Origin of the sequence: Pseudomonas sp. AU11447 (assembly GCF_001672555.2) — a bacterium.
In the GTDB taxonomy this organism is placed as follows: domain Bacteria; phylum Pseudomonadota; class Gammaproteobacteria; order Pseudomonadales; family Pseudomonadaceae; genus Pseudomonas; species Pseudomonas nitroreducens.
In genome coordinates this window covers 135,410-161,640 of the sequence record NZ_LZDG02000028.1, presented here as the reverse complement: position 1 = coordinate 161,640, position 26,231 = coordinate 135,410, and the positions used below count along the sequence as shown (strand labels likewise).

Sequence of the window (26,231 nt, the reverse complement as noted above, 5' to 3'; positions counted from 1 at the left end):
CCGCTCAGGCCGGAGCGCCGAGACGCTCGAGGAATTGCTCGGCCGGCACCGGCTTGCCGAGCAGGAAGCCCTGCAACGAATCGCATCCCAGGCGGGTGAGGAAGTTCTGCTGGCCGGAGGTTTCCACCCCTTCGGCGACGATGCGCAAATCCAGCGCCTGGCCCAGGGCGACGATGGCCGAGACGATGGCGGCGTCGTCGCTGTCCTGCTCCAGGTCGCGGACGAAACCGCGATCGATCTTCAACTCGTTGGCCGGCAGGCGCTTGAGGTACAGCAGGCTGGAGTAGCCGGTACCGAAGTCGTCGATGGACAGGTCCACGCCCATCTCCGACAGCTTGCCCAGTATTTCCAGGCTGGAATCGGCGTCGCGCATCGCCGTGGTCTCGGTGATTTCCAGGGTCAGGCAGCGCGCCGGCAAGTGGTGGCGCTGCAGCGCATCGGCCACCGACTGCACCAGCGCCGCATGGCAGAACTGCAGGGCCGAGAGGTTCACCGCCACCCGCCAGCTTTCGTGGCCCTGCAGGTACCACTCGCGCATCTGCCGGCAGGCCTCGTCGAGCACCCAGTCGCCGATGGGGATGATCAGCCCGGTGCGCTCGGCCAGGGCGATGAAGGTATCGGGCATCAGCAGCCCGCGTTGCGGATGCTGCCAGCGCAGCAGCGCCTCGGCACCGATGGGTTCGCCGCTGGCGGCGAACTTGGGCTGGTAATGCAGGATGAACTCGCGACGGTCCAGGGCCGCGCGCAGGTCGTGCAATAGCTGCAGATGGTTGCGCGCATTGGTGTTCATCGATTGCTCGAAGAAGCTGTAGCCGTTCTTGCCGTTGCCCTTGGCGTGATACATCGCCGCGTCGGCGTTGCGCAGCAGTTCCTGCTGGCTGCCGCCGTCGCCCGGATAGAGCGCAATGCCGATGCTCGCGGCGATGCGCAGCTCCTGCCCGGCCACCTGGAACGGCTGGGCCAGCAGGTTGACCTGCTGGCTGGCGACGGTCACCGCGTCTTCGGCCTCGGCCAGTTCCACCAGCACCACGAACTCGTCGCCGCCGATGCGCGCCACGGTATCGTCGCTGCGCAGGTTGCCGCACAGGCGCAGCGCCACATCCTTGAGCAGCAGGTCGCCGACATGGTGGCCGAACGCATCATTGACCGGCTTGAAGCCATCGAGGTCGAGGAACATCAGCGCGAAGTAGCCGCCGTTGCGCTGGACCTTGCCGATCATCTGTTCGACGCGGTCTTCCAGCAGGATGCGGTTGGGCAGCCGGGTGAGGTTGTCGTGCAGGGCGAGCTGGGTCAGTTCCTGGTTGGCCTGGGCCAGCGACGAGGTGAGCTGCGCCGTGCGCGATTCCAGGCGCGCATCCAGCACTGAGGTGAGCAACGCAATGCCGATGATCGCCAGGGTCACGATGATGATCAGCAATGCCAGCCAGTCACTGTTCAGCCCGCTGGGGGCTGCGCCGCAGAAGCTGCCTTCGGGGAAGCGCGCCGCAGCCATGCCGGTGTAGTGCATGCCGACGATCGCCAGGCCCATCACCAGCGCTGCGCCACCGCGAGCCAGACGCACATAGGGGGTGTTCTGCCGCAGCTTGAAGGCGATCCACAATGCGGCGCCGGACGCCGCCACGGCGATCGCCAGGGAAAGCCCGAACAGTGCCGGGGCGTAGTCGATGCCCGGCTGCATCAGCATCGCGTACATGCCCAGGTAGTGCATGCAGCTGATCCCGGCGCCCATGGCCAGCGCCCCGCAGACCAGTTGCCAGAGCGGCAGGCGGTCCTGGCTGACCAGCGCCAGGGCGAAGCCTGAGCTGAGCACCGCGATGGCCAGCGACAGCAGGGTCAGGGTGAGGTCGTAACCCAGCGGGATCGGCAGGCTGAAAGCGAGCATGCCGATGAAGTGCATCGACCAGACGCCGATGCCCATCGCCACTCCGCCACCGCCGATCCACAGCAGCACGGGCCAGCCGCGAGTCGTCGCGATGCGCCCGGCCAGGTCCAGGGCGGTGTAGGACGCCAGCATGGCGACGCACAGCGAGATCAGGACGAGGGCGGGATCGTAACTACCGGTAAGCATGGGGGCTCTCTAATGGACTCAAGCGCTGATGGCCGCACGCGGTCCATGCGCGCAAAAGTCCGGGATTCTAGCGAAAACCCCCAGGGCTCAACTACTGGCCAGTGGCCCTGCTCGTCGCCAACCGGGCAACATCGTTCTGCTTCAGGCAGCCCTGGGCCAGCCAGGGGCAGGCCCGCGCCCAGAGGAAGCCCTGCTCGCGGTTTCCCTGCGGGTCGTAGTAGGCCAGCTGCAGCCGATCCGCGCTGAAGGCCAACCGTGCGAAACCGTGCTGTTCGACCGCGAACAGGGTGCCATCGGCCGGCACACCGGGCCTGATGCCGTCGAGCGTCTGGCCGCCGCCACCGGAGACCAGCCAGGCGGGCTCGCCAGGGCGGACTATCACCTCCTGGTTGTGCTCGTGGCCGGACAGGTAGAGGTCCACCCCACTGCGCTGCATCGCCGGTAGCAACTGCTGCAACAATGCGTCGTCATCGCCGTGCTTGCCGCCACTGCTGCGGATCGCGTGGTGTGCCACCACCATCTTCCACAGCGGTGCGGGCCCCGGCCGGGCGAAGGCCGCCTGCAGGAAATCTGCCTGGCGCTGGCGGCCGGCGGCGTCGGCATTGGTATCCAGGAACGCGACCCGTAACAGCGGGCGCCCCTCTGCCTCGCCGAAATCGCGCGTATAGAAGGGAGCGGGCATCTGCCAGCGGCCGGAGCCCGCGCGCTGGCGGGCGTAGTCCAGTTCGACGGCGGCGGAGGCCGGGTAGTCGTGATTGCCCAGTACCGCGTAGAACGGCACATGGCTGAGCCAGTGGCCGTGGTAGACGCGTTCGAACTTGAGTTGCCAGGTCGGGTCGTCGACACCGCTCAACGCCTTGCCGTAGAAGTTGTCGCCCAGCAGCAGGACCATGTTCACCCCGCCTTCACTCTCCGCCACACGCTCCATGCCCTCGGCCACGCGCCATTGCTGCAGGTCGCCACTGCCCTGGTCGCCCAGAGCGAGCATGGTCACCTGTGCAGGGTTCTGGCCCGGCAGGGGCGTATAGGGCGGCGGTGGAACCAGCACCATGAAGCCGGCCAGGCAGCCGACCACGACGATCAGCACCAACAAAGCCAGCAATAGATAACGCCGGCGCAAACGAGGGGCCGGGGTAACGCGGGAACCAGGCAGGCGAGCGGACATGGCGACCCCCCAGGGGAGTACCGGGTGAAGGGCGCAGTGAAACACCGAGAAGGTTAATTTCGCGTTAACGAAATGTCGCCTATACATGCAGGCTCAAACCCCCTGCCCGGGATCCGCCATGTACCAGCGCCGCCATCTACTCCTCCTGCTCGTGCTGGGCGGCCTGCTGTTTTTCTGCGCGCTGGGCAACCACCAGCTGCAGGGCTCCACCGAACCCAGGGTGGCGGGCATCGCGATGGAAATGCACCTGGATCAGGACTGGGTGACGCCGCGCCTGAACGGCCAGCCGTTCCTGGAAAAGCCGCCACTGAGCCTGTGGCTGGACGTTGCCGCCATCCAACTGTTCGGTCCGACCACCTTGTCCGTGCGGCTGGCCTCGGCATTTGCCGGGCTGTTCTGCGTGCTGTTGCTCTACGGCGCACTCCGGCGCATCGGCCGGCCCGCGACGCTCGCGCTGCTCGCCGCGCTGATGCTGATGACCCTGGCGAGTTTCTGGGCCAATGCACGCCAGGTGGGCGAAGACGCCCTGCTCACGCTGGGCGTAACCCTGGCGCTGTTGTCCTTCCTGCAGGCCTGGCTCAGGCCACCGGGGCGCACCGGGCACTGGCTGGCGTTCGCCGCGGGGATCGCCCTCTCCACCCTGAGCAAGGGCGTACTGGGCCTGGCGCTGCCGGGGGTGGTGATCTTCGCCTGCCTGCTGTGGGACAGCCTGGCGCGGCGCCGCCTGGAAATTTCCACCTGGCTGCGACCGCTGCTGTGGACACTGCCGGGCCTGCTTCCGCTGCTGGCCTGGCTGTTGTTCCTCTATCACGATGGCGGGTCTGCGGCCCTGCAGGAAATCCTCTGGACCAACAGCGTCGGCCGCTTCAGCGGCTCGTTCAGCGAAGCCGGGCATTTCGAACCCTTCTACTACTACCTGGTGCGTCTGCCGCAGGCCTTTCTGCCGTGGAACATCCTGCTCTACCTCGGGCTCTGGCACCTGCGCAAACGCCTGGCGCGGGACCGCTACCTGCTATTCTTCTGCCTGTGGCTGGCGGCACAGTTCGCCCTGCTCAGCTTCGCCTCCAGCAAGCGCATGGTCTACCTGATGGCGCTGGCCCCGGCAGCGGCGGTGATCGCCGCCGAGTTCGGTCACCTCCTGCTAACGCGCTGGCATGCCCGGGCCTCGCAGTGGATGCGCCGTGCCGCCGTGTCCCTGGCGTTGCTGGTACCCGCCTGCTACCTGGGGTACGCGATATGGGTCGAACCCCGCGCCGATCTGAAGGAATCCTTCCTGCCGCTGACCGAGCAGATTCACCAGTACCAGATGCTCGGGCGCCAAGTGGCGCTGTACCAGCCCAGCGAGCGCCTGGCCGGCGCCGGCGTGTTCTACAGCCGCAGCCTGCTGCCGGCCCTGCAGACCAGCGAGGAACTGACGACCTTCCTCGGCCAACCCGACCAACACATCGCCCTGCTGGAAAGCCAAACCGTGCCACAGGCGCCGCTGAGCGTGCTGCAGCACTTCCGAGTGGGCGAACGCGACTACTACTTCGTCGGCCAGCAGTCCTCGAGATGATTGACCCAGGGCCGGCCGTTCCGGCCGGGACCGGCTAACCTTGCTGCATCGCCGCCGTCCGCACAGGAGCCGCTTCCCTTGGCGAAGCAACCCTCGATCCTGACCTTGCCGTTCCGCCGCCTGGCCAATCCCTACACCCGCTATCGCTACGCCGCCTGGATCCATTGCGTGCGCGTCGGCCTCGCCCTGCTCGCCTCGATGCTGCTGACCAGCGCGCTGAAACTGCCACATGGACTCTGGGCCTCGGTGACAGTGCTGGTGGTGATGGGCGGGCTGGTGCACCAGGGGACGATCCGCGGCAAGTCCTACGAACGGGTGCTCGGCACCCTGGCTGGTGCGGCACTGGGTCTGTGCGTTATCGCGGTTTACGACCGCACGCGCTCGCTCACCCTCACCTACCTGGTGATGTCGGTGCTGGGCGCGGCTTCGGCCTTCTACGCGATCCGCCGTCCCGGCTACGTCGCGCTGCTGGCGGGGATCACCATGTGCATTGTCGCCGGCCCCGGCGAGACCGGCTTTACCGAAGGGTTGTGGCGCTCGGCCAACGTGTTGATCGGTGTCGCGGTGGCCCTGGTCTTCTCGCAGATCTACCCGTTGCGGGCGGTCTACGTCTGGCGCTACCTGCTCTCGGACAACCTGCGCGCCTGCGCGCAGATGTACGGACAGTTATCGTCCAACCACGACTTTACCGCCGAGCATTTCGCCCGCCAGCTGGAAGAGCTGGACCATCGACTCGTGGCTTCGCGTGCCCACCTGGGGCCAGTATCTCGGGAGACCGGCATGCCACTGCGCGAGCTGGAGATCCTCCAGCGCATCCATCGCGCCATCATGGGCACCCTGGAATCGCTGATCGCCTCGCGGCAGTTCGCGGCCCAGGCCGGGGAGATAGAACCGGTACCTGCCAGCCTCGACACGCACCGGCAGATCATCGGACGCCTGTTGCTGCAATCGGCCCACGCCCTGAAGTTCAGCCGCACCAGCAAGCTGGTCCAGGCCTGCCAGGGCCTGGACAACCTGCCGGCGCGGCCGCACAACCTGACCGACTCCTTCGAGAAGCAGGGCTTCTACTGGCTGACCCTGCGCCTCTACGAACAGGTGGAGATGCTCTCGGAAAAACTCGCCAGCACCTCCGAACACTGGAACATCCAGAGCCGCGACCGGGCCTGAGCCTGGCCGCGCTGCGGTGACCAGGAGCCCATCAGGCGCCGAAGCCGCCGTCGATGGTCAGGCTGGCGCCGGTGATGTAGCCGGCTTCCGGGCCCGCCAGGTAGGCAACGAAGGCCGCGACTTCTTCTGCACGGCCATAACGGCCGACCGCCATCAGGTCCATCAGGGATGCCGCGAAGTCGCTGTCGGCCGGGTTCATGTCGGTGTCCACCGGGCCGGGCTGCACATTGTTCACGGTGATGCCGCGCGGGCCGAGGTCACGGGCCAGGCCCTTGGTCAGGCCGACGATAGCCGACTTGCTCATGGCATAGACGGCGCCGCCGCCAAAGGGCATGCGGTCGGCGTTGGTGCTGCCGATGGTGATGATGCGCCCGCCCTGCCCCATGTGCCGCGCGGCGGCCTGGGTGGCGACGAAAACGCTGCGCACGTTCACCGCCAGGGTGCGGTCGAGGTCTTCCAGGCTGAACTCTTCGACCGGGGCGATGGCCAGTACGCCGGCGTTGTTCACCAGGATGTCGATACCGCCAAAGCGCTGGGCGGCGGTGTCGATGGCCTGCTGCACGGACGCGGCATCCGCGCTGTCGGCTTGCAGCGCCAGAGCACGTCCGCCGGCGGCTTCGATGCTGGCGGCGAGGTCTTCGGCCTTCTGCGCCGAGCTGATGTAGGTGAAGGCCACGGCAGCGCCTTCACGAGCCAGGCGCTGCACGGTGGCGGCGCCAATGCCGCGGGAGCCGCCCTGTACGAAAGCGACTTTGCCGGCGAGGGTTTGAGTGGTGGTCATTTCGTGTCTCCAGGAATCAGTGGGGGAGTAAGTTCGACAGGGCCAGTTTCGCGCTCGCACTCCTGACCCGGTAGCCAGTAATCGCTATATTCAGTCGATACCAAACGTCCGGAATACCACCCATGGAAAGCCTGATCAGTATCGAATGCTTCGTCCGCAGCGCCGAGGCCGGCAGCTTTGCCGCCGCCGCGCGACGCCTGGGGCTCACGCCGGCGGCGGTGAGCAAGAACGTGGCGCGGCTGGAGAACAACCTGGGCGTCCGGCTGTTCCAGCGTAGTACCCGCAGCCTGACCCTGACCGAATCCGGCGAGCGTTTTCTCGAGGAAGCCAGCGGCGGCCTGGCCAGCCTGCAAAGCGCCATCGCCAACCTGGCCAGCGCCGATGGCCAGCCCAGCGGGGCGCTGAAAGTCAGCATGGGACTGGTGTTCGGCCGCGACTACATCCTGCCGCTGCTGGGGGACTTCCTCGGCCGCTACCCGGCGATACGTCCGGACTGGCACTTCGACAACCGCCAGGTCGACCTCATCGCCGAAGGCTTCGACGCAGCCATCGGCGGCGGCTTCGAGCTGCCGCCCGGCGTGGTGGCGCGCAAGCTGTGCCCGGCACACCTGGTGCTGCTGGCCGCGCCCGCCTACCTCGACGGACGCCCGGCGATCCGTTACCCCTCGGACCTGCCCAGCCATGACGGCATCCGCATCCGCTCGCCGCAGACCGGCCGCGTGCGCCCCTGGCCACTGACCAACCGCCAGCAGGCCCAGGCACCGATTTCATTGAAGGAGCGCATGACCTTCAGCGACCCGGAAGCCGCCTGCGTGGCCGCCTTGATGGGCCTGGGAGTCACCCTGGTAAGCATGCAGCACGCGGTGCCGTACCTCGATAGCGGCCGTTTGGTGCGCGTGCTGCCGGACTGGTACGTGGACGCTGGCAACACCGCGCTCTACTACGCCGCCCAGAAGTTGCTGCCGGCGAAGACTCGGGTATTCGTCGACTACGTGATCGAGCATTTTCGCAGCCAGGGCCTGGAGCGGAAGTTCAGCGCCATCTGACCGACGACACGGACGATCGGGCTTTTCCTGACTAGCGTCAGAAATGAAATGAATTCGCGGGGTAAACGCTTGTCGATTGTTAGCAAGCTAACGTAATTTCGAATTTCTTCGATTCGACATTCGAGATGCAAGGAGAACCTGCATGAAAAAGTACGCTCTGCTCCTGGCCATGGTGTTTTCCGTCCCGGCATTCGCCGATAGCGCGCTGTGCGACGGCAACCTGCAGCAACTCAACGACTTCCTCAAGACCGCCAGCACCAACGCCACCGGCGTCAAGGTGAACGTGGTCCACGAGTACATTGCCAAGGCCGAGGAAGCGAAGAAGGCTGGCAATTACGAGGAATGCGTCAACCAGACCACCCAGGCATTGCGGGTGATCCACAAGCCGGCCAACCGCTGATCGCGGCCGGAAACGAAAAGCCCCGCCTAGGCGGGGCTTTTTCATGGGTACAACCCATTGGAATGCAATCAGCCGCAGGAGACCTGCTTCACCACCTGGTTGTCATCAACGTCGATGTTCAGGCGCTGCGAGTTGTATTCCATGGTCACCGGCTGGTGCGGGGTGAGCACACGGGCGACGCTGGCGCCCGCGTCACGGCGGGCTTCCTCGGTCAGGGTCGGGGTGACGACCTTGCCGACGATCGACTGCACCGCCTTGGCGTTGCAGGTGCCGGTCAGGGCCGGCGGATTGTCCGCCGCCGGCTGCGCGGCATCGGACGAAGCATCCTTGGAGCTGCAGCCGGCCAGCGCGGCTGCCGCCAGAAGCGCCAGCAGAGCGCGGTTCAAGGATCTGGGGTTCGAGGGCATGAATGGTCTCCCTGTTCTGTTCTAAGCGCGAAAAACCGCCACCTTACCAGCCGTGAGGCCGAGGCGGCGCGTGGATGTATTGCAAGCTGCTGCACGCAAAGCCCGTCGCAGAGCCACGCAGTGCCATTTACACAACCTTTACACCAGAGCCGTTACAAAACTCTCGGGGCAGATGTCTCATAGATACCGGGATCCTCGCCGGGTTCCTCAGGAGGTGCATCATGCTTCACCGTCTCCCCCAGATCGCCCTGCTCTGCGCTGGCCTCGCCCTCGCTGGTCAGGCCGCGGCCAACAGCAACACTGATGCCGCCGCCATCGGCGCCGTGGTCGGTGCCGTTGTCGGGGGTGCAGTGGTTGCCGGCTCGCAACCCGCGCCAGCGCCCTATTACGCTCCGCCGCCCCCGGTGGCCTACTACCCGCCGCAGCCGGTGTACTACCAACCGGCGCCGGTCTACCAACCCGTCTACCAGCCGGTCTACCGCCCGGTGGTGGTGGTTCCGGGCCCGCGTTACTACGGGCCGCCCCGCTACTATGGTCCGCCACGCTATTACGGCCCTGGCTACTACGGCCCGCCGGGACACTACCGTCACTGGTAATGGCTATTACAGACAAAAGACCCCGCCTCCTGGCGGGGTCTTTCATTCAGGCCGGCAGGCGAATGCTGCCGGCCAGTTCCTCGAACAACGTCACTACCGCCCGCAAGGCGCGACAGTCCGGCCGGGTCAGCAGCCAGAGATGGATACTGCAGCCGGGCAGTTCCGGCTCCAGCACCTGCAAACCGTCGTCCGGGCGCAGCAGGAACGCCGGCAGCGCCGCCAACCCCAGGCCCGCGCGGCACAGGTCCAGCACCGACAGCATGCTGTTGCAGCGGTAGGCCGGCAGCACCGAGGGGTAAGCCTGGCGGCGCCAGGCGACGCTGGAGTGGTCGGGTAGAAAGTCATCCGGGGCGATCCAGCTCATTTCCTGCCAGGGACGTTCGCCCTGCTCGGCCAGGTAATCGCGATGGGCGCAGAGGACGTAATGCACCTCACCCAGCTTGCGTCCCACCAGATGCTCCGGCGGCGCATTGGTCAAACGCAGGGCGATGTCGGCATCGCGGCGACTGAGGTTGGCGAAGGCGTTGGAGGTGGTCAGCTCCAGGTTAAGTGCCGGGTAGCGCTTCATGAAGCGCGCCAGGGCAGGCAGGAGCAGGCCCTGCAGCACGGTGTCGGAGCAGGTCAGGCGCACGGTGCCACTGAGCACGTCATGCCCCTGCTCCAGCCCCAGGCGTGCCGCTTCCAGCGCCTGCTCGGCCAGTTCCGCCTGGGTCGCCAGTTGCTGTGCGGTGGCGGTCGCCAGGTAGCCGTTGCGGCCCTTCTCGAACAACGCGGTACCCAACGCCTTCTCCAGCCTGCGCACGGCACGGAATACGGTGGAAACGTCTACCTCGAGCAATTCCGAGGCACGGGCAAGGCTGCCCCCGCGCACCAGCGCCAGCACCAGGGCGAGATCGGCGTATTCCAGACGGTATTGCATCGACGCACTCCAAGGTTGCGCAACCGCCCATTTTCGATTGCGCCTGCGCAACTATAAATTGCCTCCCATGGGCCCGCCAATGGGCCACGACGCCGGGGGGAACAACAGATGGGAAAACGTCGCAAAACACTGCGGATCGGCCTGATCGGCGACCGCAACAGCCGCGTCACTGCCCACTGGGCGATACCCCTGGCCTTGCAGCAATCGCTGCTGCCGCACTCGGGCACCTTGCGCGTGGACTGGCTGGATACCCCGCGCCTCGCCGAAGGCCTGGAACTGGAAGCGTACTCGGGCTTCTGGTGCATCCCCGGCAGCCCCTACCTGAATACCGAAGGTGCCTTGCGTGCGATCCGCTTTGCCCGCGAACGCGAGGTGCCTTTCCTCGGCACCTGCGGTGGCTTCCAGCACGCCCTGCTGGAGCGCGCTCGCCATGTACTGGGCTGGAGCGACGCGGCCCATGGCGAACTGGAGCCGGAGGCAGCGCAACAGGTAGTGCATGCATTGCCCTGCTCCCTGCTGGAAGTCAGCGAGACCATTCGTCTCACGCCCGGTTCGAACCTGGCGGCCATCTATGGGCTGCCGGAGATTCGTGAAGGTTACCGCTGCAGCTACGGCGTGAACCCCGAGTTCCAGGACGCCCTGTTCGGCGGCTCGCTACGCGCCTGCGCCCACGGCGAGGACGACAGCATCCGCGCGCTGGAAGCCGCCGACCATCCGTTTTTCGTCGCCACCCTGTTCCAACCCGAGCGCAAGGCCCTGGCCGGCATCGCCGTACCGTTGGCCGAGGCGCTCCTGTCCGCCGCGTTCCGCCATCAATCCAGCCGAATCGGGAGTCCCGCATGATCGCCAGCACACCGCAACCGCCGTACTACGCCGTAACCTTCACTTCCTACCGTACCGAGTTGGACGAAGGCTACGGCGCCACCGCCGAGCGCATGCTCGAACTGGCGGCGCAGCAGGACGGTTTCCTCGGCGTAGAGTCCGCACGGGGTGCCGATGGCCTGGGCATCACTGTGTCCTACTGGCGCGACGAAGCCGCCATCCGCAGCTGGAAGCAGCAGGGTGAGCACCGCATGGCGCAGCAGGCCGGCCGCCGCGACTGGTACAGCGCCTTCCGCGTGCGCATCAGCCGGGTCGAGCGCGAGTACGGTTTCGAACGCTGAGCGACCCGTTCTGGCCCAGACACGACATGCCGGGTTCGATGCCCCGCACACATCGTCTAGGCTGGTCCCCATTCAGCAAAGGGGGACCGACGCATGCACCGACAAGCCAGTGAACTGCAGGCCGCCTACCTGGGCGAAGTCCGCGGCGAAAACTTCTTCCTCGGCCTGGCCGAGCAACTGCCGGAGGGGGCATCCTCGATGCTCCTGCTGGCGCGACTGGAGCGCCAGACCGGCCTGCGCATGGCGCGCCTGCTGCAGCGCCACGGCCTGCCGCTGGGCGATACCGCCCACGCCGCCGCCCAGGGCCGGCAACGCGCCGCCGACTGGCTCGGGCTCGACTGGACGCAGACCCTGGAGAAACTCGAAGTGCTGGTGGAGCCTTACGTCCAGCGCTATGACAGCCTGGCCGATGATGGCGACGACGATGACCGCGACATCCTCGATGAGCTCGCCGAGCACGAACATGCCCTGCTGGAATTCACCCGCCTCGCCCGCGAAGGCCAGATAAGCGCGGCCAAGGCCACCATCACCCGCCTGCTGGCCGTACCGGCCTGAGCCCGACAAGGAGCACGTCCATGGCCCTATCGCCCTTCCACCTGGCCATCCCCGTCTACGACCTGGCGCTGGCACGGCGCTTCTATGGCGAAGTACTGCGCCTCGGCGAAGGTCGCAGTAGTGCGCAGTGGGTGGATTTCGACTTTTTCGGCCACCAGTTGGTGATCCACCAGCACCCACGCACCGCCAGCCAGGCAGCCGCGCACACCAATGCCGTGGACGGCCACGATGTGCCAGTGCCGCACTTCGGCGTGGTGCTGGACTGGGAGGACTGGGAGCGCCTGGCGCAACGCCTGCGCGAGCACGGCACGCAGTTCGTCATCGAGCCCCACGTGCGCTTCCAGGGGCAGGTGGGCGAACAGGCGACGTTCTTCTTCTTCGACCCTTGCGGCAATGCCCTGGAGTTCAAGTCGTTCAAGGATATCGGCCAGCTGTTCGCTTCTTGACCGCTGGTCAGGCATGGAAATCGCCTTCATGCCATGTGGAAATCTCCTACATAGCACCTGACAGCCAGTTCCTAGGATAACGCCCGTCTCCACTGCATCACCCTGAGGTGACCCGACGTGCGCCCCATCCGCTGGCTTCCGTTTTACCTGTTCTGCACCCTGGGTGCGTCCATCGCCCTGGCAGATGAGTACGACGCCCCGGACTGGCGTCGCTACGAAAACGCCGCCATCGACCGGAGCTTCTCGCCCGCGGGCCACGCTTCGCGCGACGACGAGCAGCGCGGCGTGGTCCATCGCCTGCAGCGCAGCGGGGAATTCTCACAGATGCACCAACGAAGCGCCGCGGCCCTGGCCTCCCGTGCGCACGACAGGGGCAGCCGGCAATTCAGCCCGGTAGACACCTCGCGCATCGTCGAGCGCGCCCACGAACTGATCGGCACGCCCTACCGCTGGGGGGGTGAAAGCGAGGAAAACGGCTTCGACTGCAGCGGTCTGCTCGTCTATCTCTACCGCAGCATCGCCAACCGCAAGCTGCCGCGCACCACCCACTCAATGATTGCCCAGCGCCAGAACGAAGTCAGCCGCGACGAACTGCAACCCGGCGACGCGGTGTTCTTCAACCACAACGGCGGCGGCAGCGCCAGCCACGTGGGCCTGTACATCGGCGACGACCGTTTCATCCACGCGCCGCGAACCGGCAAGACCATCCGCATCGACTCACTGGACAACAGCTACTGGAGCCGCAGCTACACCACTGCGCGACGCTTCAGCGGGTAACGCGTGGCACTGCAGAACCGAGTCACTCAGGATCACCTAATCAGAAAAACCTTACGGCACTTTGCAGTATCCCCACGTTCATCCATTCAGGGAGATTCCTAAGATAGCGCCCCGTTTCGCTTACCAGTCATCTGACGTGCCCCATCATGCGCCCCCTGATTCTCCTGAGCACAGCGCTGCTGTTCGCCCTCTCCTCTCCGCTGGCCTCGGCCCGCGACGCCAAGAGCACGCCACCCCATAAAGCCAGTGCGAAGCTCGTTCACGCCGCGCACAGCAATTTGCCCAATCGCAATGTCGTTCGCCTGCACACGGGAGCCAAACGGCTACCCAGCGCCAGCCCGTACAAGGCCAGGGTGAGCACCAATTCCCGTGTGGTCACGCGTGCCCGCGAACTGATCGGCATGCCCTACCGCTGGGGCGGCACCAGCGTGGCCAGCGGCTTCGACTGCAGCGGCCTGCTGGTCTACCTGTTCCGTACCGAGGCGGACATGCAACTGCCGCGAACCACCGGTGAAATGATCGAGAGTGGCAGCAAGCGGGTCAGCCGTGGCGAGCTCAAACCCGGCGATGCGGTGTTCTTCAACCGCAACGGGCGGGGCGATGTCAACCACGTCGGGTTGTACATCGGCAACAACCTGTTCATCCACGCCCCGAGCACTGGCGAGCGAATCCGCATGGACTCACTGAACAACGACTACTGGGAACGCAGCTTCACCACCGCCCGCCGCTTCAACGGTTGACATTCAATTTCCACCACAGGACCTCCACAACAATGCCCAGCCTGCTGGTCGAAATAGTGCGCTACACCGAAGAGTGCTTTCCGGGATGGGCGGAATGTCGTCTGATCGACGCGTGCGGGCGCGACTGGCGCTTTCTCAAACCACGGGCGCGCCTGCGTACGCCCGCCCAGGATGATCGTCTCCCGGCCATGGGCCAGATCGACTGCGAAGTGCTGGAGCGCCTGGATGGCACGGCCCTGGTCAGCACCGCCCAACCTCGTGGAATCAAGTCGCTGGATGGGGAAAACCGCTTCCGGATCCCCCTCAGCGCACTGATCGAAGACTGACGCGGGCTCAGTCCCGCGTCGCCTGCCCTTCCTCGGCGATCTTCGCCGCATCCCAACCGCCGCCGAGCGCGGCGATCAGCTGCACGCTGGCGGTCAGACGGCTGCCGGTCAGGGTCAGCAGCGTCCTTTCGTTGGACAGCGCGCTGGTCTGGGTGGTGACCACGTTGCTGTAGTCGATGGTTCCGGCCTTGTACTGGTTGGTGGTCAGGCGCAGCGCCTCGCGGGCGGAGTCCAGCGCTTCCTGCTGCACGCCACTCTCCTCTTCCAGCACCTTGAGCTGGACCATGTAGTCCTCGACCTCGCGGAAGCTGTCCAGCACGGTCTGACGGTAGTTGGCCACCGTCTGGTCGTAGCTCGCCTCGGCCTGCTCGACCTGGGAGGCGATCAGCCCGCCGTCGAACAGCGTCATGGCGAACTGCGGGCCAATGGACCAGTAGCGGTTGGGCGTCTCGATCCAGTTCTGGAAACTGCCGCTGCGATAGCCGCCAGCGGCGGTGAGGGTCAGGTCGGGGAACCAGGCAGCCTTGGCCACGCCGATCTTGGCGTTGGCGGAGATCACCTGGCGCTCGGCCGAGGCCACGTCCGGGCGGCGCTGCAGTATCTCCGACGGCAGCAGCGCCGGCACATTCGGCAGGCTCGGCACCGCATCCACGGCAGCCAGGCTGAACTGCGCCGGCGGCACGCCGACCAGCACGGCAATGGCGTGCTCCAGTTGCGCACGTTGGTATTTCAGGTCGATGGCCTGGGCCTCGGTGCTTTTCAGCTGGGTGCGCGCCTGGGCGACGTCGGCCTTGGTGACGATGCCGGCGTTGTACTGGTTCTCGGTGAGCTTGAGCGAGCGCTGGTAAGCCGTGACCGTGTCGTTGAGCAGCTTGATCTGCTGGTCCATCACGCGCAGTTGCAGGTAGTTCTGGGTCAGCTGCGACTGCAGCGAAAGTCGCGAATTGGCCAGGTCCGCCGCACTGGCGTCCATGCTTGCATTGTCTGCCTCCAACTGGCGACGCAACTTGCCCCACAGGTCCAGCTCCCAGCTCACGCCGAGGCTTGCCGAGTAGCTGTTGCTGATAGAACTGCTGCCGCCGCCACTGCTGACGGTGGAACCGTCCGGCAGCCGCACGCTGCCGCCGCTGCCGGTGCCTTGCCCGGAACGGGTCTTGCCGACGTCTGCGCTGATGGTGGGGAAGAATGATGAGCGCGCTCCCTTGGCCAGCGCCTGGGCCTGGCGGTAGGACGCGACCGACTGCGCCAGGGTCTGGTTGGCGGCGACCAGGCGGGTCTGCAGGTCATTCAACGTGGCATCACCGTACAGCTCCCACCAGGCGCCGTGGTTGAAGCCGTCCTGCGGCTTCGCCAGCTGCCAGCCCTCGCCCTCCTTGAAGCTGGCGGGCACCGTCAGCTCGGGGCGCTGGTAGTCCGGGCCGATGGCGCAACCGGCCAGGGCCACGGCCAGCGCCAGGGCCGCCATCGGAGAAAGAAGGGAACGGGAGCGGATCATACGGGTGTCTCCAGGGCGCCATCGGTGCGCACGCCGCGCTTCTTGTTGACCCAATGGCGCAGGCGGTCGAGGTAGAGGTAGACGACGGGGGTGGTGTAGAGGGTCAGCAACTGACTGCCGATCAGGCCGCCAACGATAGTCATGCCCAGCGGGCGGCGAAGCGCGGCATCGCCGCCGATGCCGAAGATCAGCGGCAGCGCGCCGAGGATGGCTGCCAGGGTGGTCATCATGATCGGCCGGAAGCGCTTCATCGCCGCTTCCAGGATCGCGTCCCGCGGCGACAGGCCGAGGCTGCGCTCGGCGTCGAGGGCGAAGTCGATCATCATGATGGCGTTCTTCTTCACGATGCCGATCAGCAGGATCACCCCGATCAGCGCGATCAGCGACAGCTCGGTGCGGAACAGCATCAGCGTGAGCAGCGCGCCGACGCCTGCCGAGGGCAGCGTCGAGAGGATGGTCAGCGGATGAACATAGCTCTCGTAGAGGATGCCCAGCACGATGTACACCGACACCAGCGCCAGCAGGATCAGCCAGGGCATGTCGTTCTGCGTGTCCTGCACCGCGCCGGCGTTGCCTTCGAAGGTGGCCTGGATTTCCATCGGCAGGTGGATGGGTTCCACCGCCGCCAGGATCGCGTCGCGGGCCGGACCGATCTGCGCGCCCTGGGCCAGGTTGAACGAGAAGGTCGTCGCGGCGAACTGGCCCTGGTGGTTGACCTCCAGCGGCGCACGGCTCGGCTCGATGTGGGTGAAGGCCGACAACGGAATGCGCTCGCCCTCGCTGTTGATCACGTAGACCTGGCGCAGCTCCTCGGGCGTCTCCTGGTACGGCTGGGCGACTTCCATCACCACGTGGTACTGGTTCAGCGGGTTGAAGATGGTCGAAACCTGGCGCTGGCCATAGGAGTTGTTCAGTACCGCATCCACCTCGGCGACGTTCACCCCCAGGCTTGCCGCGCGGTCGCGGTCGATCACCAGGCGGCTCTGCACGCCCTTGTCCTGGGCGTCGCTGCTCACGTCGACGATCTGCGGCACCTTGTTCATCGCTGCCTCGACCTTCGGCGCCCACTCGCGTAGCAGGTTCAGGTCATCGCTGCGCAGGGTGAAGTCGTACTGCGCGTTGCCCTGGCGGCCGCCGATGCGCACGTCCTGGCCGGCGACCAGGAACAGGTTGGCGCCAGGCACCTGCGCCAGCTTCTTGCGCAGCCGGTTGACGATGGTTTCGGCGGAGTCGCGCTCGGTGATGTCCTTGAGTGTGACGAAGAACGAGCCGGTGTTGCTCGACTGCCATTTGCCGCCGCCGACGAAGCCCACCACGTTCTCCACGCCCGGGTCCTCGGAGAGGATCTTGCGGAACTGCGCCATCTTCTTGTCCAGCGCCTGGAACGAGATGCTCTGGTCGGCCACCGCGAAGCCGCGCAGGCGCCCGGAATCCTGCTGCGGCAGGAAGCCCTTGGGCACCACCACGAACAGGTAGAGGTTCAGCGCGATGCAGCCGAGCATGATCACCACCATCAGCCGCGAATGCTCCAGCGCCCAGCTCAGGCTGGCGCGGTAGCGCTGCATGAAGGCGACGAAGAATCGGTTGCTCTGGCGCTCCACCGAGGCCTTCTTCGGCCCTCGCTCGACAGGCTTGAGCAGACGCGCACAGAGCATCGGCGTCAGCGTCAGGGAGACCACCAGCGACACCAGGATTGCAGCCGCCAGCGTCACCGAAAACTCGCGGAACAGCCGCCCGGTGATGCCGCCCATGAGCAGCAGCGGGATGAACACCGCCACCAGCGACAGGGTCATCGACAGCACGGTGAAGCTCACTTCCCGTGCGCCGCGGATGGCGGCCTGGATCGGCGGGTCGCCCTCCTCGATGCGCCGGGCGATGTTCTCCACCACGACGATGGCGTCGTCCACCACGAAGCCGGTGGCGATGATCAGCGCCATCAGCGACAGGTTGTTCAGCGAGAAGCCGCACAGGTACATGACCGCGAAGGTCCCCACCAGCGACACCGGTACCGCGAGGCTGGGGATCAGCGTGGCGCGGCCGTTGCGCAGGAACAGGTAGACCACCAGGATCACCAGCACCACGGAGATGATCAGGGTCAGTTCGGCCTCTTCCAGCGAGGAGCGGATCGACGGGCTGCGGTCGTCCATCACCGACAGTTTCACCTGCGGGCCGAGCACATCCTGGATGATCGGCAACTGCTCGTGGATGGCATCGGTGGCTTCGATGATGTTCGCGCCGGGCTGCCGGGTAATGATCAGCAGCACCGCCGGCAGGTCGTCGGAGAAGCCGGCGTTGCGGATGTCCTCCACCGAATCGGTGACCTTGGCGACGTCCTTCAGGCGCACCGCCGCGCCGGTTTCGGCGTTGTAGTGGACGATCAGCGGGGCGTACTCGCTGGCCTTGCGCAGCTGGTCGTTGGAATCCACCTGCCAATGGCGCTCGCCGAACTCCAGCGAGCCCTTGGGCCCGTCGGCGTTGGTGTTGTTGATCGCGTTGCGCACGGTATCCAGCGAGATGCCGTAGTGGCTGAGCTGGTCCGGATTCACATCGACGCGCACTGCCGGCAGCGATGAGCCGCCGATGCTCACCTGGCCCACACCCTTCACCTGCGCGAGCTTGGGCGAGACGATGGTCGAGGCCAGGTCGTACATCTCGCCGCGAGTGTAGGTGTCCGAGGTCAGCGTGAGGATCATGATCGGCATGTCCGACGGGTTCGCCTTGCGGTACGTCGGGTTGTTCGGCATGCCGGTGGGCAGCAGGCTCATCGCCGCGTTGATTGCCGACTGCACCTCGCGCGCCGCGCCGTCGATGTCCTTGGACAGGTCGAACTGCACGATGATGGTGGTGTTGCCCAGGGAGCTGCTGGAGGTCATGTCGGTAACCCCGGCGATGCGTCCCAGGGAGCGCTCCAGCGGCGTCGCCACGGTGGAAGCCATGGTCTCCGGGCTGGCGCCCGGCAAGGTGGCCTGCACCATGATGGTCGGGAAGTCGACGTTGGGCAGCGGCGCTACCGGCAGCAGGCTGAACGACAGCGCGCCGGCCAGCATCAGCGCCAGGGTCAGCAGGCAGGTGGCGACCGGGCGCAGGATGAACAGGCGCGAGAGGCCGCCCATCAGGTGCGCTCCGCCGGGTCGATGCTGTTCACGTCGAGGCCGTGACGGCCACGCCAGGCTGCCCAGCGCGCGGCGAGGCGGTCGAAGTACAGGTAGATCACCGGCGTGGTGAACAGTGTCAGCAGTTGGCTGACCAGCAGGCCGCCGACCATGGTGATGCCCAGCGGCTGGCGCAGTTCGGCGCCAGCGCCGCCGGCGAGCATCAGCGGCAGTGCGCCGAGCAGCGCGGCCATGGTGGTCATCAGGATCGGCCGGAAGCGCAGCAGGCACGCCTGGTAGATCGCTTCATGGGGCGGCTTGCCCTCGTTGCGTTCGGCGTCCAGGGCGAAGTCGATCATCATGATCGCGTTCTTCTTGACGATGCCGATCAGCAGGATGATGCCAATGATCGCGACGATGCCGATGTCCTGGCCCGACAGCATCAGCGCCAGCAGCGCGCCCACGCCCGCCGAGGGCAGCGTGGAAAGGATGGTCACCGGGTGGATGAAGCTCTCGTAGAGGATGCCCAGCACGATGTACATGGTGACGATGGACGCCAGCACCAGCAGCAGGGTGTTGGACAGCGAGGCCTCGAACGCCTGCGCTGCGCCACGGAAGCTGCCCTGCAGGCTGACGGGCATTTCCATCTGCGCCTCGACGTCGCGGATCGCCTGCACCGCCTCACCCAGGGCGACGCCCTTAGCCAGGTTGAAGGAGATGGTCGCCGCCGGGAACTGGGCGATGTGGTTGACCGCCAGCAGGGTGTGGCGCTCCTCCACCTTGGCCAGGCTCGACAGGCGCACCTGGGTGCCGTCGCTGGATGGCACGTAGAGGTTCTCCAGCGACTGCGGGCCGATCTGGAACTCCGGCGCCACTTCCAGCACTACGCGGTACTGCGTGGCCTGGGTGAAGATGGTGGAGATCAGCCGCTGGCCGAAGGCGTTGTACAGCACGCTGTCGATGTTCGACAGGCTCACGCCCAGGCGCGAGGCGGTGTCGCGATCGATGTTGATATAGGCCTGCAGTCCCTTGTCCTGCCAGTCGGTGGCCACGTCGGCCAGCTCCGGCAATTGCTGCAGGCGATCCACCAGGCGTGGCACCCAGTCGGCGAGGACGTCCGGGTCGGCATCCTGCAGGGTGAACTGGTACTGCGTCCGGGCGATGCGGTCCTCAATGGTCAGGTCCTGCACCGGCTGCATGTACAGCTTGATGCCGGTGATCTGGTCCAGTTCCGGCTGCAGGCGGTGGATCACCTCGCTGGCGGTCACGTCGCGGTCGGCGTGGGGCTTGAGGTTGATCAGCAGGCGCCCGGTGTTGAGCGTGGCGTTGGTGCCGTCGACGCCGATGAAGGACGACAGGCTTTCCACCGCCGGGTCCTGCAGCACGATCTTCGCCAGCTCCTGCTGGCGGCCCGCCATGGCCTGGAAGGAAATCGACTGCGGCGCTTCGGCGATGCCCTGGATCACACCGGTGTCCTGGATCGGGAAGAAGCCCTTGGGCATGAAGATATACAGCAGCGCGGTGAGTACCACGGTGGCAATGGCTACCAGCAGGGTCAGCGGCTGGTGACGCAGCACCACACGCAGGGCCGCCGCGTAGCGCTCGATCAGGTTGTCGATGAAGCGCCCGGCGGCGCGGGCGAAGCGCCCTTCCTTCTCCGGCTCGACGTGGCGCAGCAGCTTGGCGCTGAGCATCGGCGTCAGGGTCAGGGAAACGAAGCCCGATATGAGAATCGCCACCGCCAGGGTGATGGCGAATTCGCGGAACAGTCGGCCGGCCACATCGCCCATGAACAGCAGCGGGATCAGCACGGCGATCAGCGAGAAGGTCAGCGAGATGATGGTGAAGCCGATCTGCTTCGAGCCCTTGAGCGCGGCTTCCAGCGGCGGGTCGCCCTGCTCCAGGTAGCGGGCGATGTTCTCCACCATGACGATGGCGTCGTCCACCACGAAGCCGGTGGCGATGGTCAGTGCCATCAGCGTCAGGTTGTTGATCGAGAAGCCGGCCAGGTACATCACGCCGAAGGTGCCGATCAGCGACAGCGGCACGGCGAAGCTGGGGATCAGCGTCGCGGAGATATTGCGCAGGAACAGGAAGGTGACCATCACCACCAGGCAGACGGCGAGGAACAGCTCGAACTGCACGTCCGCCACCGAAGCACGGATGGTCGTGGTGCGGTCGGTCAGCACCGACACTTCGAGGCTGCCGGGCAGGGTTGCCTGCAGTTGCGGGAGCATCTTCTTGATGCTGTCCACCACCTCGATGACGTTGGCGCCCGGCTGGCGCTGGATGTTCAGCACCACGGCCGGCGAGGTATTGGCCCAGGCAGCCAGGCGCACGTTCTCGGCGTCGTCCTCCACGCTCGCCACGTCACGCACGCGCAGTGGCGAGCCGTTCTTGTAGGCGATGATCAGGTCGCGGTAGGCGTCGGCGGACTTGAGCTGGTCGTTGGCGTCCAGGGTCGATGAGCGAGTCGGGCCGTCGAAGCTGCCCTTGGGGCCGTTTAGGTTGTTGTTGGTGACGGTGGTCTGCAGGTCCTGCAGGCTCAGGCCGGCTGCCGCCAACGCGCCGGGGTTGGCGCGGATGCGCACCGCGGGGCGCTGGCCGCCGCTGATGCTGACCAGGCCGACGCCGGAAATCTGCGAAATCTTCTGCGCAAGGCGCGTGTCCACGAGGTCCTGGATCTGCGGCAGAGGCATGTCCGGGGACATCACCGCCAGCGTCAGGATCGGCGCATCCGCCGGGTTCACCTTGCTGTACACCGGCTGGTTCGGCAGGTCCTTGGGCAGCAGGCTCTGCGCGGTGTTGATCGCCGCCTGGACTTCCTGCTCGGCCACATCCAGGTTGATCTGCAGGCTGAACTGCAGGGTGATCACCGAAGCACCGCCGGAGCTGGTGGAGGACATCTCGTTGAGGCCGGGAATCTGCCCCAGCTGGTTCTCCAGCGGCGCGGTCACCGAGGAGGTCATGATGTCCGGGCTGGCGCCGGGATACAGAGTCACCACCTGGATGGTCGGGTAATCCACCTCCGGCAGCGCCGAGATCGGCAGGAACCGGTAGGCGATGATCCCCGACAGCAGGATCGCCACCATCAGGAGCGTGGTGGCGACCGGCCGCAGGATGAACAGGCGGGACGGGTTCATTCGCTCTTACCGCTGTCCTGGACCGGAGCATCCGAGCCGAACGGCTTGGCGGTGGACTTGTCGGCTTCCTCTCCCGCAGCGGCGCGGGCCTTCTCGGCAGAGGCGGCGATGGTCATGCGGGTACCTTCGCGCAGGCGGTCGGTGCCTTCGACGACGACGCGGTCACCTTCTTTAAGACCCTCGGTAACCACCACGCGCTCGCTCTCGCTGGTGCCGAGGGTGACCAGTTGGCGCTTGGCCTTGTTCTCCTCGCCCACCAGGTACACGTAGGTGCCGTCGTTGCCGCGCTGCACGGCGTTGGCCGGGATGGTCAGCACGCCCGGCAGGGTCTCGGCGAGCAGGCGCACGTTGACGAACTGGTTGGGGAACAGCTTGTGGTCGTCGTTCTCAAAACCGGCCTTGAGCTTGACCGTGCCGGTGGTGGTGTCGATCTGGTTGTCCAGGGTCTTCAGTACACCGGTAGCGAGGGTCTGGTTCTGGTTGCGGTCCAGCGCTTCCACCGGCACCGGCTTGCCGCTGTAGAGTTCGCGGGCGACGGTGCCCAGTTGCTGCTGGGGCAGGCTGAAGACCACGGAGATCGGCTTGACCTGGGTGATGACCACCAGCGGCGTGGTGTCGCCGGAAGTGACCAGGTTACCCACGTCCACCTGGCGCAGGCCGACGCGGCCGGCGATGGGCGCGCGCACCTGAGTGAATTCGAGGTTGAGCTTGGCGTCGGCGACCTGGCCCTGGTTGGTCTTCAGGGTGCCCTCGTACTGGCGCACCTGGGCTTCCTGGGTGTCCAGGGTCTGCCTGGCGATGGAGTCCTCGGCGTACAGGCCCTTGTAGCGGGCGAGGTCGATCTGCGCGTTCTTCAGTTGCGCCTGGTTCTGCAGCAGGGTGCCCTGGGCCTGGTCCAGCGCGGCCTGGAACGGACGCGGGTCGATCACCGCGAGCACATCGCCGGCCTTCACTTCCTGGCCTTCCTGGAACGGCACCTTGACCAGTTGGCCGCTGACCCGCGCGCGCACGTTGACGGTGTTGTAGGCAGTCACCGTGCCCAATGCATGGTAGTGAACCGGCAGGTCGCCCTTGACCACCGGCGCGACGCTGACGGTCACCGCCGTACCGCCCTGCCCCGTGGCCATCTGCCCCGGCCCCGGCCGGCCGCCGCGCCCGCCCTGGGCCGCCGGTGCGCCAGTGGAGGTCGAGTGCAGCCACATGATCAGCCCCACCACGGCGGCGAACAGCAGTGCCGTGATAAGCCAGGGGCGCAGTTTGCGGAGTTTGGAGGGCGATCCGTTGCTTGCAGTCATGGGGCTCTGTCTTGTTGAAAAGAGGGCTTCACGCAAAAAGTGAGAATAGCGAGGCTGAACGATAAGCACAGCCGCGTCACAGGCAAAGTCTCTTTACCCGCTATTTACCTTTGATTTACTGGGAGTTACGAAAGTCCGGGGCATTGCGACCCGGATTGGCCGGAAGGGTTCCCGACCTGACGGACCGACCCTGGCGGGTCGGCCCGGCTTTCTTACGAAAGCAGCAGCGTCATCAGGCCAGGGCGGCGATGGCAGCGGCGTAGTTCGGCTCGTCGGCGATCTCGCCTACCAGCTCGCTGTGCAGCACCTTGTTCTGCTCGTCCAGCACTACCACGGCGCGGGCAGCCAGGCCGGCCAGCGGGCCGTCGGCGATGGCTACGCCGTAGTTGGCGAGGAACTCGCGGCCACGCAGGGTGGACAGGTTCACCACGTTCTCCAGGCCTTCGGCGCCGCAGAAGCGCGCCTGGGCGAACGGCAGGTCAGCGGAGATGCACAGCACCACGGTATTGGCCAGCTTGCTCGCCTCGGCGTTGAACTTGCGCACGGAGGTGGCGCAGGTCGGGGTGTCGACGCTGGGGAAGATGTTCAGCACCTTGCGCTTGCCGGCGTAGGTTTCCAGGGTGACGTCGGACAGGTTGCCGGCGACCAGCGACAGGGCCGGAGCCTGCTCGCCTTTCTGCGGCAGCTTGCCGTCGACGGATACCGGGTTGCCCTTGAGGGTGACTTGAGCCATTGCTTGGGTCCTTCTGTGAGGGATGGCGGCGCTGGCGGGTTGCCAGCGCCGCAGGAGGATTCGGGGCCGGAGCAGATGCTAGCACGACTTGCCCGAGCGCAATGCTCGGACATGCATCCGGCCAACCCTCCCCTCAGGCCCGGCTCAAGCGGCAGCCGCTACAGGAGCGCCGGCAGCAGCACCCACGAATGCCTGGTCCTGGAACCCACGCGGCAGGCGCTGGGTGCCAGGCATCGCGGCCAGGCGTTTCTCCCAGAAGCTGCGCCAGTCGTTGTGCACGGCTTCTGCGCGAGCCTTGCGCTGGGCACGGCGCGCGGCGTTGCGTGCATCGCGGCGGGCCTCCTTGTAAACGTCGGTGTTACGGCAGCTCCGGCATTTCACCCGGTTCAGCTCGGTGGTGGATTCCAGGTGCTTGCCCGCATGCCCGCAAGCCAGGTGGCCTTTGACCTTGTAATGAGTGACCATCGCAGATTCTCCCTGTCCGGCGAGCGCACCCTCGCCGCTTGGCGGTGCCGCAGTCGGGCGAACGGTGCGTGCCGGTTGACTGTGGCGCTCAGGGAGTTGGACGGGCCGCTACGCACTGAGGTTCGAAATATCTGCCAGATGCGACCGTCAGTGGGTCGCTACCATCCGCGCGCCGAACAGCAGGTAGCAGCAGCCGGCAAAGCGATCCAGCGCCCGGCGGAAGCGGCGGTAGACGCCCGCCATGCGCTCGCTGGCAAAGACCAGCACCACGCAGCAGTACCAGCTGAACGACAGCGTCACCATCAGCGCGATAGCCATGCCCAGCAATGCAGCCGAGGGCGCAGCCGGCATGGCGGTGGCGAACAGGGTCGCCACGAACAGCGCGGTCTTGGGATTGGTCAGGTTGCCCAGCAGGCCGAGACGGAACGCCGAGAAGGCACTGCGTTCACGGCTGACTTCAGCGAGGCTCTCTCCACTCTCGGCCAGCGTCCTGCGCTTGAGCAGCTTGATGCCGAGATAGATCAGGTAGGCGCCACCGGCCAGCTTGAAGCCCATGTACAGCGCGGGCGCGGCGCTGAACAGCGACTTGATTCCCAGGCCGCCGGCAAGCCCCCAGATCACCGTGCCGCAGGCAACTCCCAGGGCGGCGATGAGTCCATGGCGGCGCGAATGCACGGCGGCGATGCGCGCCGTGGTGAAGAAGTTCGGCCCCGGCGTGACCACCGCCACGGCCCACAACAGGGCCACGGAAAGCAGCGGAGCGAAGGTGCTGGCAGCGGTCATGGGCATTCTCGTCGACAGGATGGCAAGTGCGCATTCTAGCGCCCTCGCACGCTGCTCACTCCGGCAGATGACAGACGCAACACAGCTTGTTGCCATCCAGGTCGCGCACATAGGCACCGTAATAGGTCGGCGAATAATGCAGACGCAGGCCCGGCGGCCCTTCATCGATGCCGCCCAGTTGCATGGCACGAGCATGGAAACTGTCCACCTGATGCCGCGTACGCGCCTCGAAGGCCACCAGGCTGCCATTGCCGGCACTCGCCGCCTGGCCGTCGATGGGCTCGTAGACGCAGAACACCACGTCGCTGTCCGGATGGGCGTAGATCGCCCGCTCCGGCGCATGGCGGTGCGCCTTGAGGGCGATCCCCAGCGGCTCGAGCAGCTTGCTGTAGAAAGCAATGGCCCGCGGCAGGTCGTTGGTGCCGACGGTGATATGGCTGAACATGTCGCGCGCCCTCTTCTTCCGTGCCGGCCTCAATTACCTGCGTGGGCGCGCTCGATGGCGGCCATGTCCAGCTTCTTCATGCCCATCACCGCCTGCAGCGTGCGGCTGGCCTTGGCCTTGTCCGGGTCGGCGACCATGTCGCCGACGTGGCGCGGGCAGATCTGCCAGGACACCCCATAGCGATCCTTCAGCCAGCCGCAGATCTGTGCTTCCACCGGGCCGCCGGCGCCGAGCTTGTCCCAGAAGTGGTCGATCTCCTTCTGGCTGTCGCACATCACCTGCAGCGACAGCGCCTCGGTGAAGTTGAACGCCGGCCCGCCGTTCAGGGCAATGAAGGTCTGGCCGTCGAGTTCGAACTCCACCGTCAGTACCGAGCCGGGCACGCCGCCGTGGCGGTCCTTCTCGGCTTCGGGGTAGTAGGCGGTCTGGACGATCCGCGAGTTGGGGAATATCCCGGTGTAGAACTTGGCCGCTTCCTCGGCCTTGCCGTCGAACCACAGGCAGGGGGTGACGCGTTGCAGGCTGGACATGGTGACTCTCCTGATTCTCGCGCGGTCGGCGTGACCGGCATGCAGCTTGGTCGCCTGGGCGACGACGGAATCGACAAGTCTAGGCGGACTTTCGCGCCTTACCGGACGACCGGTCGAGCGGCATACCAGTCTGGCGGAT

At 66.2% G+C, this 26,231-nt stretch carries 26 protein-coding genes; 12 read left to right on the top strand and 14 right to left on the bottom strand.

Going from position 1 to position 26,231, the window contains the following annotated elements; all coding sequences use genetic code 11:
* Positions 1-4 precede the first annotated feature (4 nt).
* Positions 5-2,068, bottom strand: coding sequence for a bifunctional diguanylate cyclase/phosphodiesterase (locus A6723_RS07850; RefSeq protein WP_054910131.1), 2,064 nt, complete (start codon positions 2,066-2,068; stop codon positions 5-7).
* A gap of 91 nt (positions 2,069-2,159) precedes the next feature.
* Positions 2,160-3,233 (bottom strand): metallophosphoesterase, encoded by a 1,074-nt coding sequence (locus A6723_RS07845; RefSeq protein ID WP_082450810.1) that lies wholly within the window; start codon positions 3,231-3,233, stop codon positions 2,160-2,162.
* A 118-nt stretch (positions 3,234-3,351) separates the two neighbouring features.
* Between A6723_RS07845 and A6723_RS07840 the strand changes: the two genes are divergently transcribed.
* Together A6723_RS07840 and A6723_RS07835 are read left to right on the top strand one after the other, a co-directional pair.
* Complete coding sequence (locus tag A6723_RS07840; protein ID WP_064979600.1) at positions 3,352-4,788, top strand: glycosyltransferase family 39 protein; 1,437 nt, start codon at positions 3,352-3,354, stop codon at positions 4,786-4,788.
* 78 nt (positions 4,789-4,866) lie between these two features.
* Positions 4,867-5,955: an FUSC family protein gene (locus A6723_RS07835; RefSeq protein WP_054908945.1), complete on the top strand. Its 1,089-nt coding sequence runs from the start codon at positions 4,867-4,869 to the stop codon at positions 5,953-5,955.
* 31 nt (positions 5,956-5,986) lie between these two features.
* On the opposite strand, the gene A6723_RS07830 is transcribed toward A6723_RS07835, so the two are convergent.
* On the bottom strand, positions 5,987-6,736 hold the full coding sequence (locus tag A6723_RS07830) for a 3-oxoacyl-ACP reductase family protein (RefSeq protein ID WP_054908944.1): 750 nt from the start codon (positions 6,734-6,736) through the stop codon (positions 5,987-5,989).
* 122 nt (positions 6,737-6,858) lie between these two features.
* Here A6723_RS07830 and A6723_RS07825 point away from each other — a divergent pair, with 122 nt between their 5' ends.
* Together A6723_RS07825 and A6723_RS07820 are read left to right on the top strand one after the other, a co-directional pair.
* A complete protein-coding gene (locus A6723_RS07825; RefSeq protein WP_054908943.1) occupies positions 6,859-7,782 on the top strand; it encodes a LysR family transcriptional regulator in 924 nt (307 codons plus the stop codon).
* A gap of 142 nt (positions 7,783-7,924) precedes the next feature.
* Positions 7,925-8,182 (top strand): hypothetical protein, encoded by a 258-nt coding sequence (locus A6723_RS07820; RefSeq protein WP_054908942.1) that lies wholly within the window; start codon positions 7,925-7,927, stop codon positions 8,180-8,182.
* A 68-nt stretch (positions 8,183-8,250) separates the two neighbouring features.
* Here A6723_RS07820 and A6723_RS07815 read toward each other — a convergent pair whose 3' ends face one another.
* Positions 8,251-8,589: an I78 family peptidase inhibitor gene (locus A6723_RS07815; protein WP_054908941.1), complete on the bottom strand. Its 339-nt coding sequence runs from the start codon at positions 8,587-8,589 to the stop codon at positions 8,251-8,253.
* A gap of 221 nt (positions 8,590-8,810) precedes the next feature.
* On the opposite strand from A6723_RS07815, the gene A6723_RS07810 reads away from it, so the two are divergent.
* Positions 8,811-9,185, top strand: a complete 375-nt coding sequence (locus A6723_RS07810; RefSeq protein WP_024762291.1) for a hypothetical protein — start codon at positions 8,811-8,813, stop codon at positions 9,183-9,185.
* A gap of 46 nt (positions 9,186-9,231) precedes the next feature.
* Here A6723_RS07810 and A6723_RS07805 read toward each other — a convergent pair whose 3' ends face one another.
* The gene (locus tag A6723_RS07805) at positions 9,232-10,104 is read right to left on the bottom strand and encodes a LysR family transcriptional regulator (RefSeq protein ID WP_024762292.1); all 873 of its coding nucleotides are present in this window, start codon (positions 10,102-10,104) and stop codon (positions 9,232-9,234) included.
* Positions 10,105-10,212: 108 nt separating this feature from the next.
* On the opposite strand from A6723_RS07805, the gene A6723_RS07800 reads away from it, so the two are divergent.
* The 7 genes from A6723_RS07800 (at position 10,213) to A6723_RS07770 (ending at position 14,111) form a co-directional block, all read left to right on the top strand.
* Complete coding sequence (locus tag A6723_RS07800; protein ID WP_054908940.1) at positions 10,213-10,947, top strand: hypothetical protein; 735 nt, start codon at positions 10,213-10,215, stop codon at positions 10,945-10,947.
* Complete coding sequence (locus A6723_RS07795; protein ID WP_054908939.1) at positions 10,944-11,267, top strand: antibiotic biosynthesis monooxygenase; 324 nt, start codon at positions 10,944-10,946, stop codon at positions 11,265-11,267. Before A6723_RS07800 ends, A6723_RS07795 begins: the two co-directional genes overlap by 4 nt.
* A 93-nt stretch (positions 11,268-11,360) precedes the next feature.
* A complete protein-coding gene (locus A6723_RS07790; protein WP_054908938.1) occupies positions 11,361-11,822 on the top strand; it encodes a hypothetical protein in 462 nt (153 codons plus the stop codon).
* A 20-nt stretch (positions 11,823-11,842) separates the two neighbouring features.
* Positions 11,843-12,268 carry a VOC family protein gene (locus tag A6723_RS07785; protein WP_054908937.1) on the top strand — a complete coding sequence of 142 codons (426 nt, stop codon included), beginning with the start codon at positions 11,843-11,845 and terminating at the stop codon, positions 12,266-12,268.
* A gap of 117 nt (positions 12,269-12,385) precedes the next feature.
* Positions 12,386-13,045, top strand: a complete 660-nt coding sequence (locus A6723_RS07780; RefSeq protein WP_054908936.1) for a C40 family peptidase — start codon at positions 12,386-12,388, stop codon at positions 13,043-13,045.
* A 146-nt stretch (positions 13,046-13,191) separates the two neighbouring features.
* Positions 13,192-13,785, top strand: a complete 594-nt coding sequence (locus tag A6723_RS07775; RefSeq protein ID WP_054908935.1) for a C40 family peptidase — start codon at positions 13,192-13,194, stop codon at positions 13,783-13,785.
* 32 nt (positions 13,786-13,817) lie between these two features.
* Positions 13,818-14,111, top strand: coding sequence for a hypothetical protein (locus tag A6723_RS07770; protein ID WP_054908934.1), 294 nt, complete (start codon positions 13,818-13,820; stop codon positions 14,109-14,111).
* Between the two features lie 7 nt (positions 14,112-14,118).
* Here A6723_RS07770 and A6723_RS07765 read toward each other — a convergent pair whose 3' ends face one another.
* The 9 genes from A6723_RS07765 to A6723_RS07725 form a co-directional block, all read right to left on the bottom strand.
* On the bottom strand, positions 14,119-15,576 hold the full coding sequence (locus tag A6723_RS07765) for an efflux transporter outer membrane subunit (RefSeq protein ID WP_371914047.1): 1,458 nt from the start codon (positions 15,574-15,576) through the stop codon (positions 14,119-14,121).
* A 26-nt stretch (positions 15,577-15,602) separates the two neighbouring features.
* On the bottom strand, positions 15,603-18,719 hold the full coding sequence (locus tag A6723_RS07760) for a multidrug efflux RND transporter permease subunit (protein WP_054908932.1): 3,117 nt from the start codon (positions 18,717-18,719) through the stop codon (positions 15,603-15,605).
* Positions 18,719-21,841 (bottom strand): MdtB/MuxB family multidrug efflux RND transporter permease subunit, encoded by a 3,123-nt coding sequence (locus A6723_RS07755; RefSeq protein WP_054908931.1) that lies wholly within the window; start codon positions 21,839-21,841, stop codon positions 18,719-18,721. Before A6723_RS07755 ends, A6723_RS07760 begins: the two co-directional genes overlap by 1 nt.
* The gene (locus tag A6723_RS07750; protein WP_054908930.1) at positions 21,838-23,136 is read right to left on the bottom strand and encodes an MdtA/MuxA family multidrug efflux RND transporter periplasmic adaptor subunit; all 1,299 of its coding nucleotides are present in this window, start codon (positions 23,134-23,136) and stop codon (positions 21,838-21,840) included. The genes A6723_RS07755 and A6723_RS07750 overlap by 4 nt, the downstream gene beginning before the upstream one ends.
* Before the next feature lie 232 nt (positions 23,137-23,368).
* Positions 23,369-23,869, bottom strand: a complete 501-nt coding sequence (gene tpx, locus A6723_RS07745) for a thiol peroxidase (RefSeq protein WP_024762304.1) — start codon at positions 23,867-23,869, stop codon at positions 23,369-23,371.
* Between the two features lie 144 nt (positions 23,870-24,013).
* Positions 24,014-24,334, bottom strand: coding sequence for a hypothetical protein (locus A6723_RS07740; RefSeq protein ID WP_054908929.1), 321 nt, complete (start codon positions 24,332-24,334; stop codon positions 24,014-24,016).
* 147 nt (positions 24,335-24,481) lie between these two features.
* A complete protein-coding gene (locus A6723_RS07735) occupies positions 24,482-25,117 on the bottom strand; it encodes a LysE family transporter (RefSeq protein WP_233298738.1) in 636 nt (211 codons plus the stop codon).
* Positions 25,118-25,172: 55 nt separating this feature from the next.
* Positions 25,173-25,562: a VOC family protein gene (locus A6723_RS07730; protein WP_054908927.1), complete on the bottom strand. Its 390-nt coding sequence runs from the start codon at positions 25,560-25,562 to the stop codon at positions 25,173-25,175.
* 29 nt (positions 25,563-25,591) lie between these two features.
* Positions 25,592-26,092, bottom strand: a complete 501-nt coding sequence (locus A6723_RS07725) for a VOC family protein (RefSeq protein WP_054908926.1) — start codon at positions 26,090-26,092, stop codon at positions 25,592-25,594.
* Between the last annotated feature and the right edge of the window lie 139 nt (positions 26,093-26,231).

Coding starts and splice junctions, on each gene's coding strand:
- A6723_RS07850 (WP_054910131.1), bottom strand. CDS start 2,068: ATGCTTACCGGTAGTTACGATCCCGCCCTCGTCCTGATCTCGCTGTGC.
- A6723_RS07845 (WP_082450810.1), bottom strand. CDS start 3,233: ATGTCCGCTCGCCTGCCTGGTTCCCGCGTTACCCCGGCCCCTCGTTTG.
- A6723_RS07840 (WP_064979600.1), top strand. CDS start 3,352: ATGTACCAGCGCCGCCATCTACTCCTCCTGCTCGTGCTGGGCGGCCTG.
- A6723_RS07830 (WP_054908944.1), bottom strand. CDS start 6,736: ATGACCACCACTCAAACCCTCGCCGGCAAAGTCGCTTTCGTACAGGGC.
- A6723_RS07825 (WP_054908943.1), top strand. CDS start 6,859: ATGGAAAGCCTGATCAGTATCGAATGCTTCGTCCGCAGCGCCGAGGCC.
- A6723_RS07820 (WP_054908942.1), top strand. CDS start 7,925: ATGAAAAAGTACGCTCTGCTCCTGGCCATGGTGTTTTCCGTCCCGGCA.
- A6723_RS07815 (WP_054908941.1), bottom strand. CDS start 8,589: ATGCCCTCGAACCCCAGATCCTTGAACCGCGCTCTGCTGGCGCTTCTG.
- A6723_RS07810 (WP_024762291.1), top strand. CDS start 8,811: ATGCTTCACCGTCTCCCCCAGATCGCCCTGCTCTGCGCTGGCCTCGCC.
- A6723_RS07805 (WP_024762292.1), bottom strand. CDS start 10,104: ATGCAATACCGTCTGGAATACGCCGATCTCGCCCTGGTGCTGGCGCTG.
- A6723_RS07800 (WP_054908940.1), top strand. CDS start 10,213: ATGGGAAAACGTCGCAAAACACTGCGGATCGGCCTGATCGGCGACCGC.
- A6723_RS07795 (WP_054908939.1), top strand. CDS start 10,944: ATGATCGCCAGCACACCGCAACCGCCGTACTACGCCGTAACCTTCACT.
- A6723_RS07790 (WP_054908938.1), top strand. CDS start 11,361: ATGCACCGACAAGCCAGTGAACTGCAGGCCGCCTACCTGGGCGAAGTC.
- A6723_RS07785 (WP_054908937.1), top strand. CDS start 11,843: ATGGCCCTATCGCCCTTCCACCTGGCCATCCCCGTCTACGACCTGGCG.
- A6723_RS07775 (WP_054908935.1), top strand. CDS start 13,192: ATGCGCCCCCTGATTCTCCTGAGCACAGCGCTGCTGTTCGCCCTCTCC.
- A6723_RS07770 (WP_054908934.1), top strand. CDS start 13,818: ATGCCCAGCCTGCTGGTCGAAATAGTGCGCTACACCGAAGAGTGCTTT.
- A6723_RS07765 (WP_371914047.1), bottom strand. CDS start 15,576: ATGGCGGCCCTGGCGCTGGCCGTGGCCCTGGCCGGTTGCGCCATCGGC.
- A6723_RS07760 (WP_054908932.1), bottom strand. CDS start 18,719: ATGGGCGGCCTCTCGCGCCTGTTCATCCTGCGCCCGGTCGCCACCTGC.
- A6723_RS07755 (WP_054908931.1), bottom strand. CDS start 21,841: ATGAACCCGTCCCGCCTGTTCATCCTGCGGCCGGTCGCCACCACGCTC.
- A6723_RS07750 (WP_054908930.1), bottom strand. CDS start 23,136: ATGACTGCAAGCAACGGATCGCCCTCCAAACTCCGCAAACTGCGCCCC.
- tpx (WP_024762304.1), bottom strand. CDS start 23,869: ATGGCTCAAGTCACCCTCAAGGGCAACCCGGTATCCGTCGACGGCAAG.
- A6723_RS07740 (WP_054908929.1), bottom strand. CDS start 24,334: ATGGTCACTCATTACAAGGTCAAAGGCCACCTGGCTTGCGGGCATGCG.
- A6723_RS07735 (WP_233298738.1), bottom strand. CDS start 25,117: ATGACCGCTGCCAGCACCTTCGCTCCGCTGCTTTCCGTGGCCCTGTTG.
- A6723_RS07730 (WP_054908927.1), bottom strand. CDS start 25,562: ATGTTCAGCCATATCACCGTCGGCACCAACGACCTGCCGCGGGCCATT.
- A6723_RS07725 (WP_054908926.1), bottom strand. CDS start 26,092: ATGTCCAGCCTGCAACGCGTCACCCCCTGCCTGTGGTTCGACGGCAAG.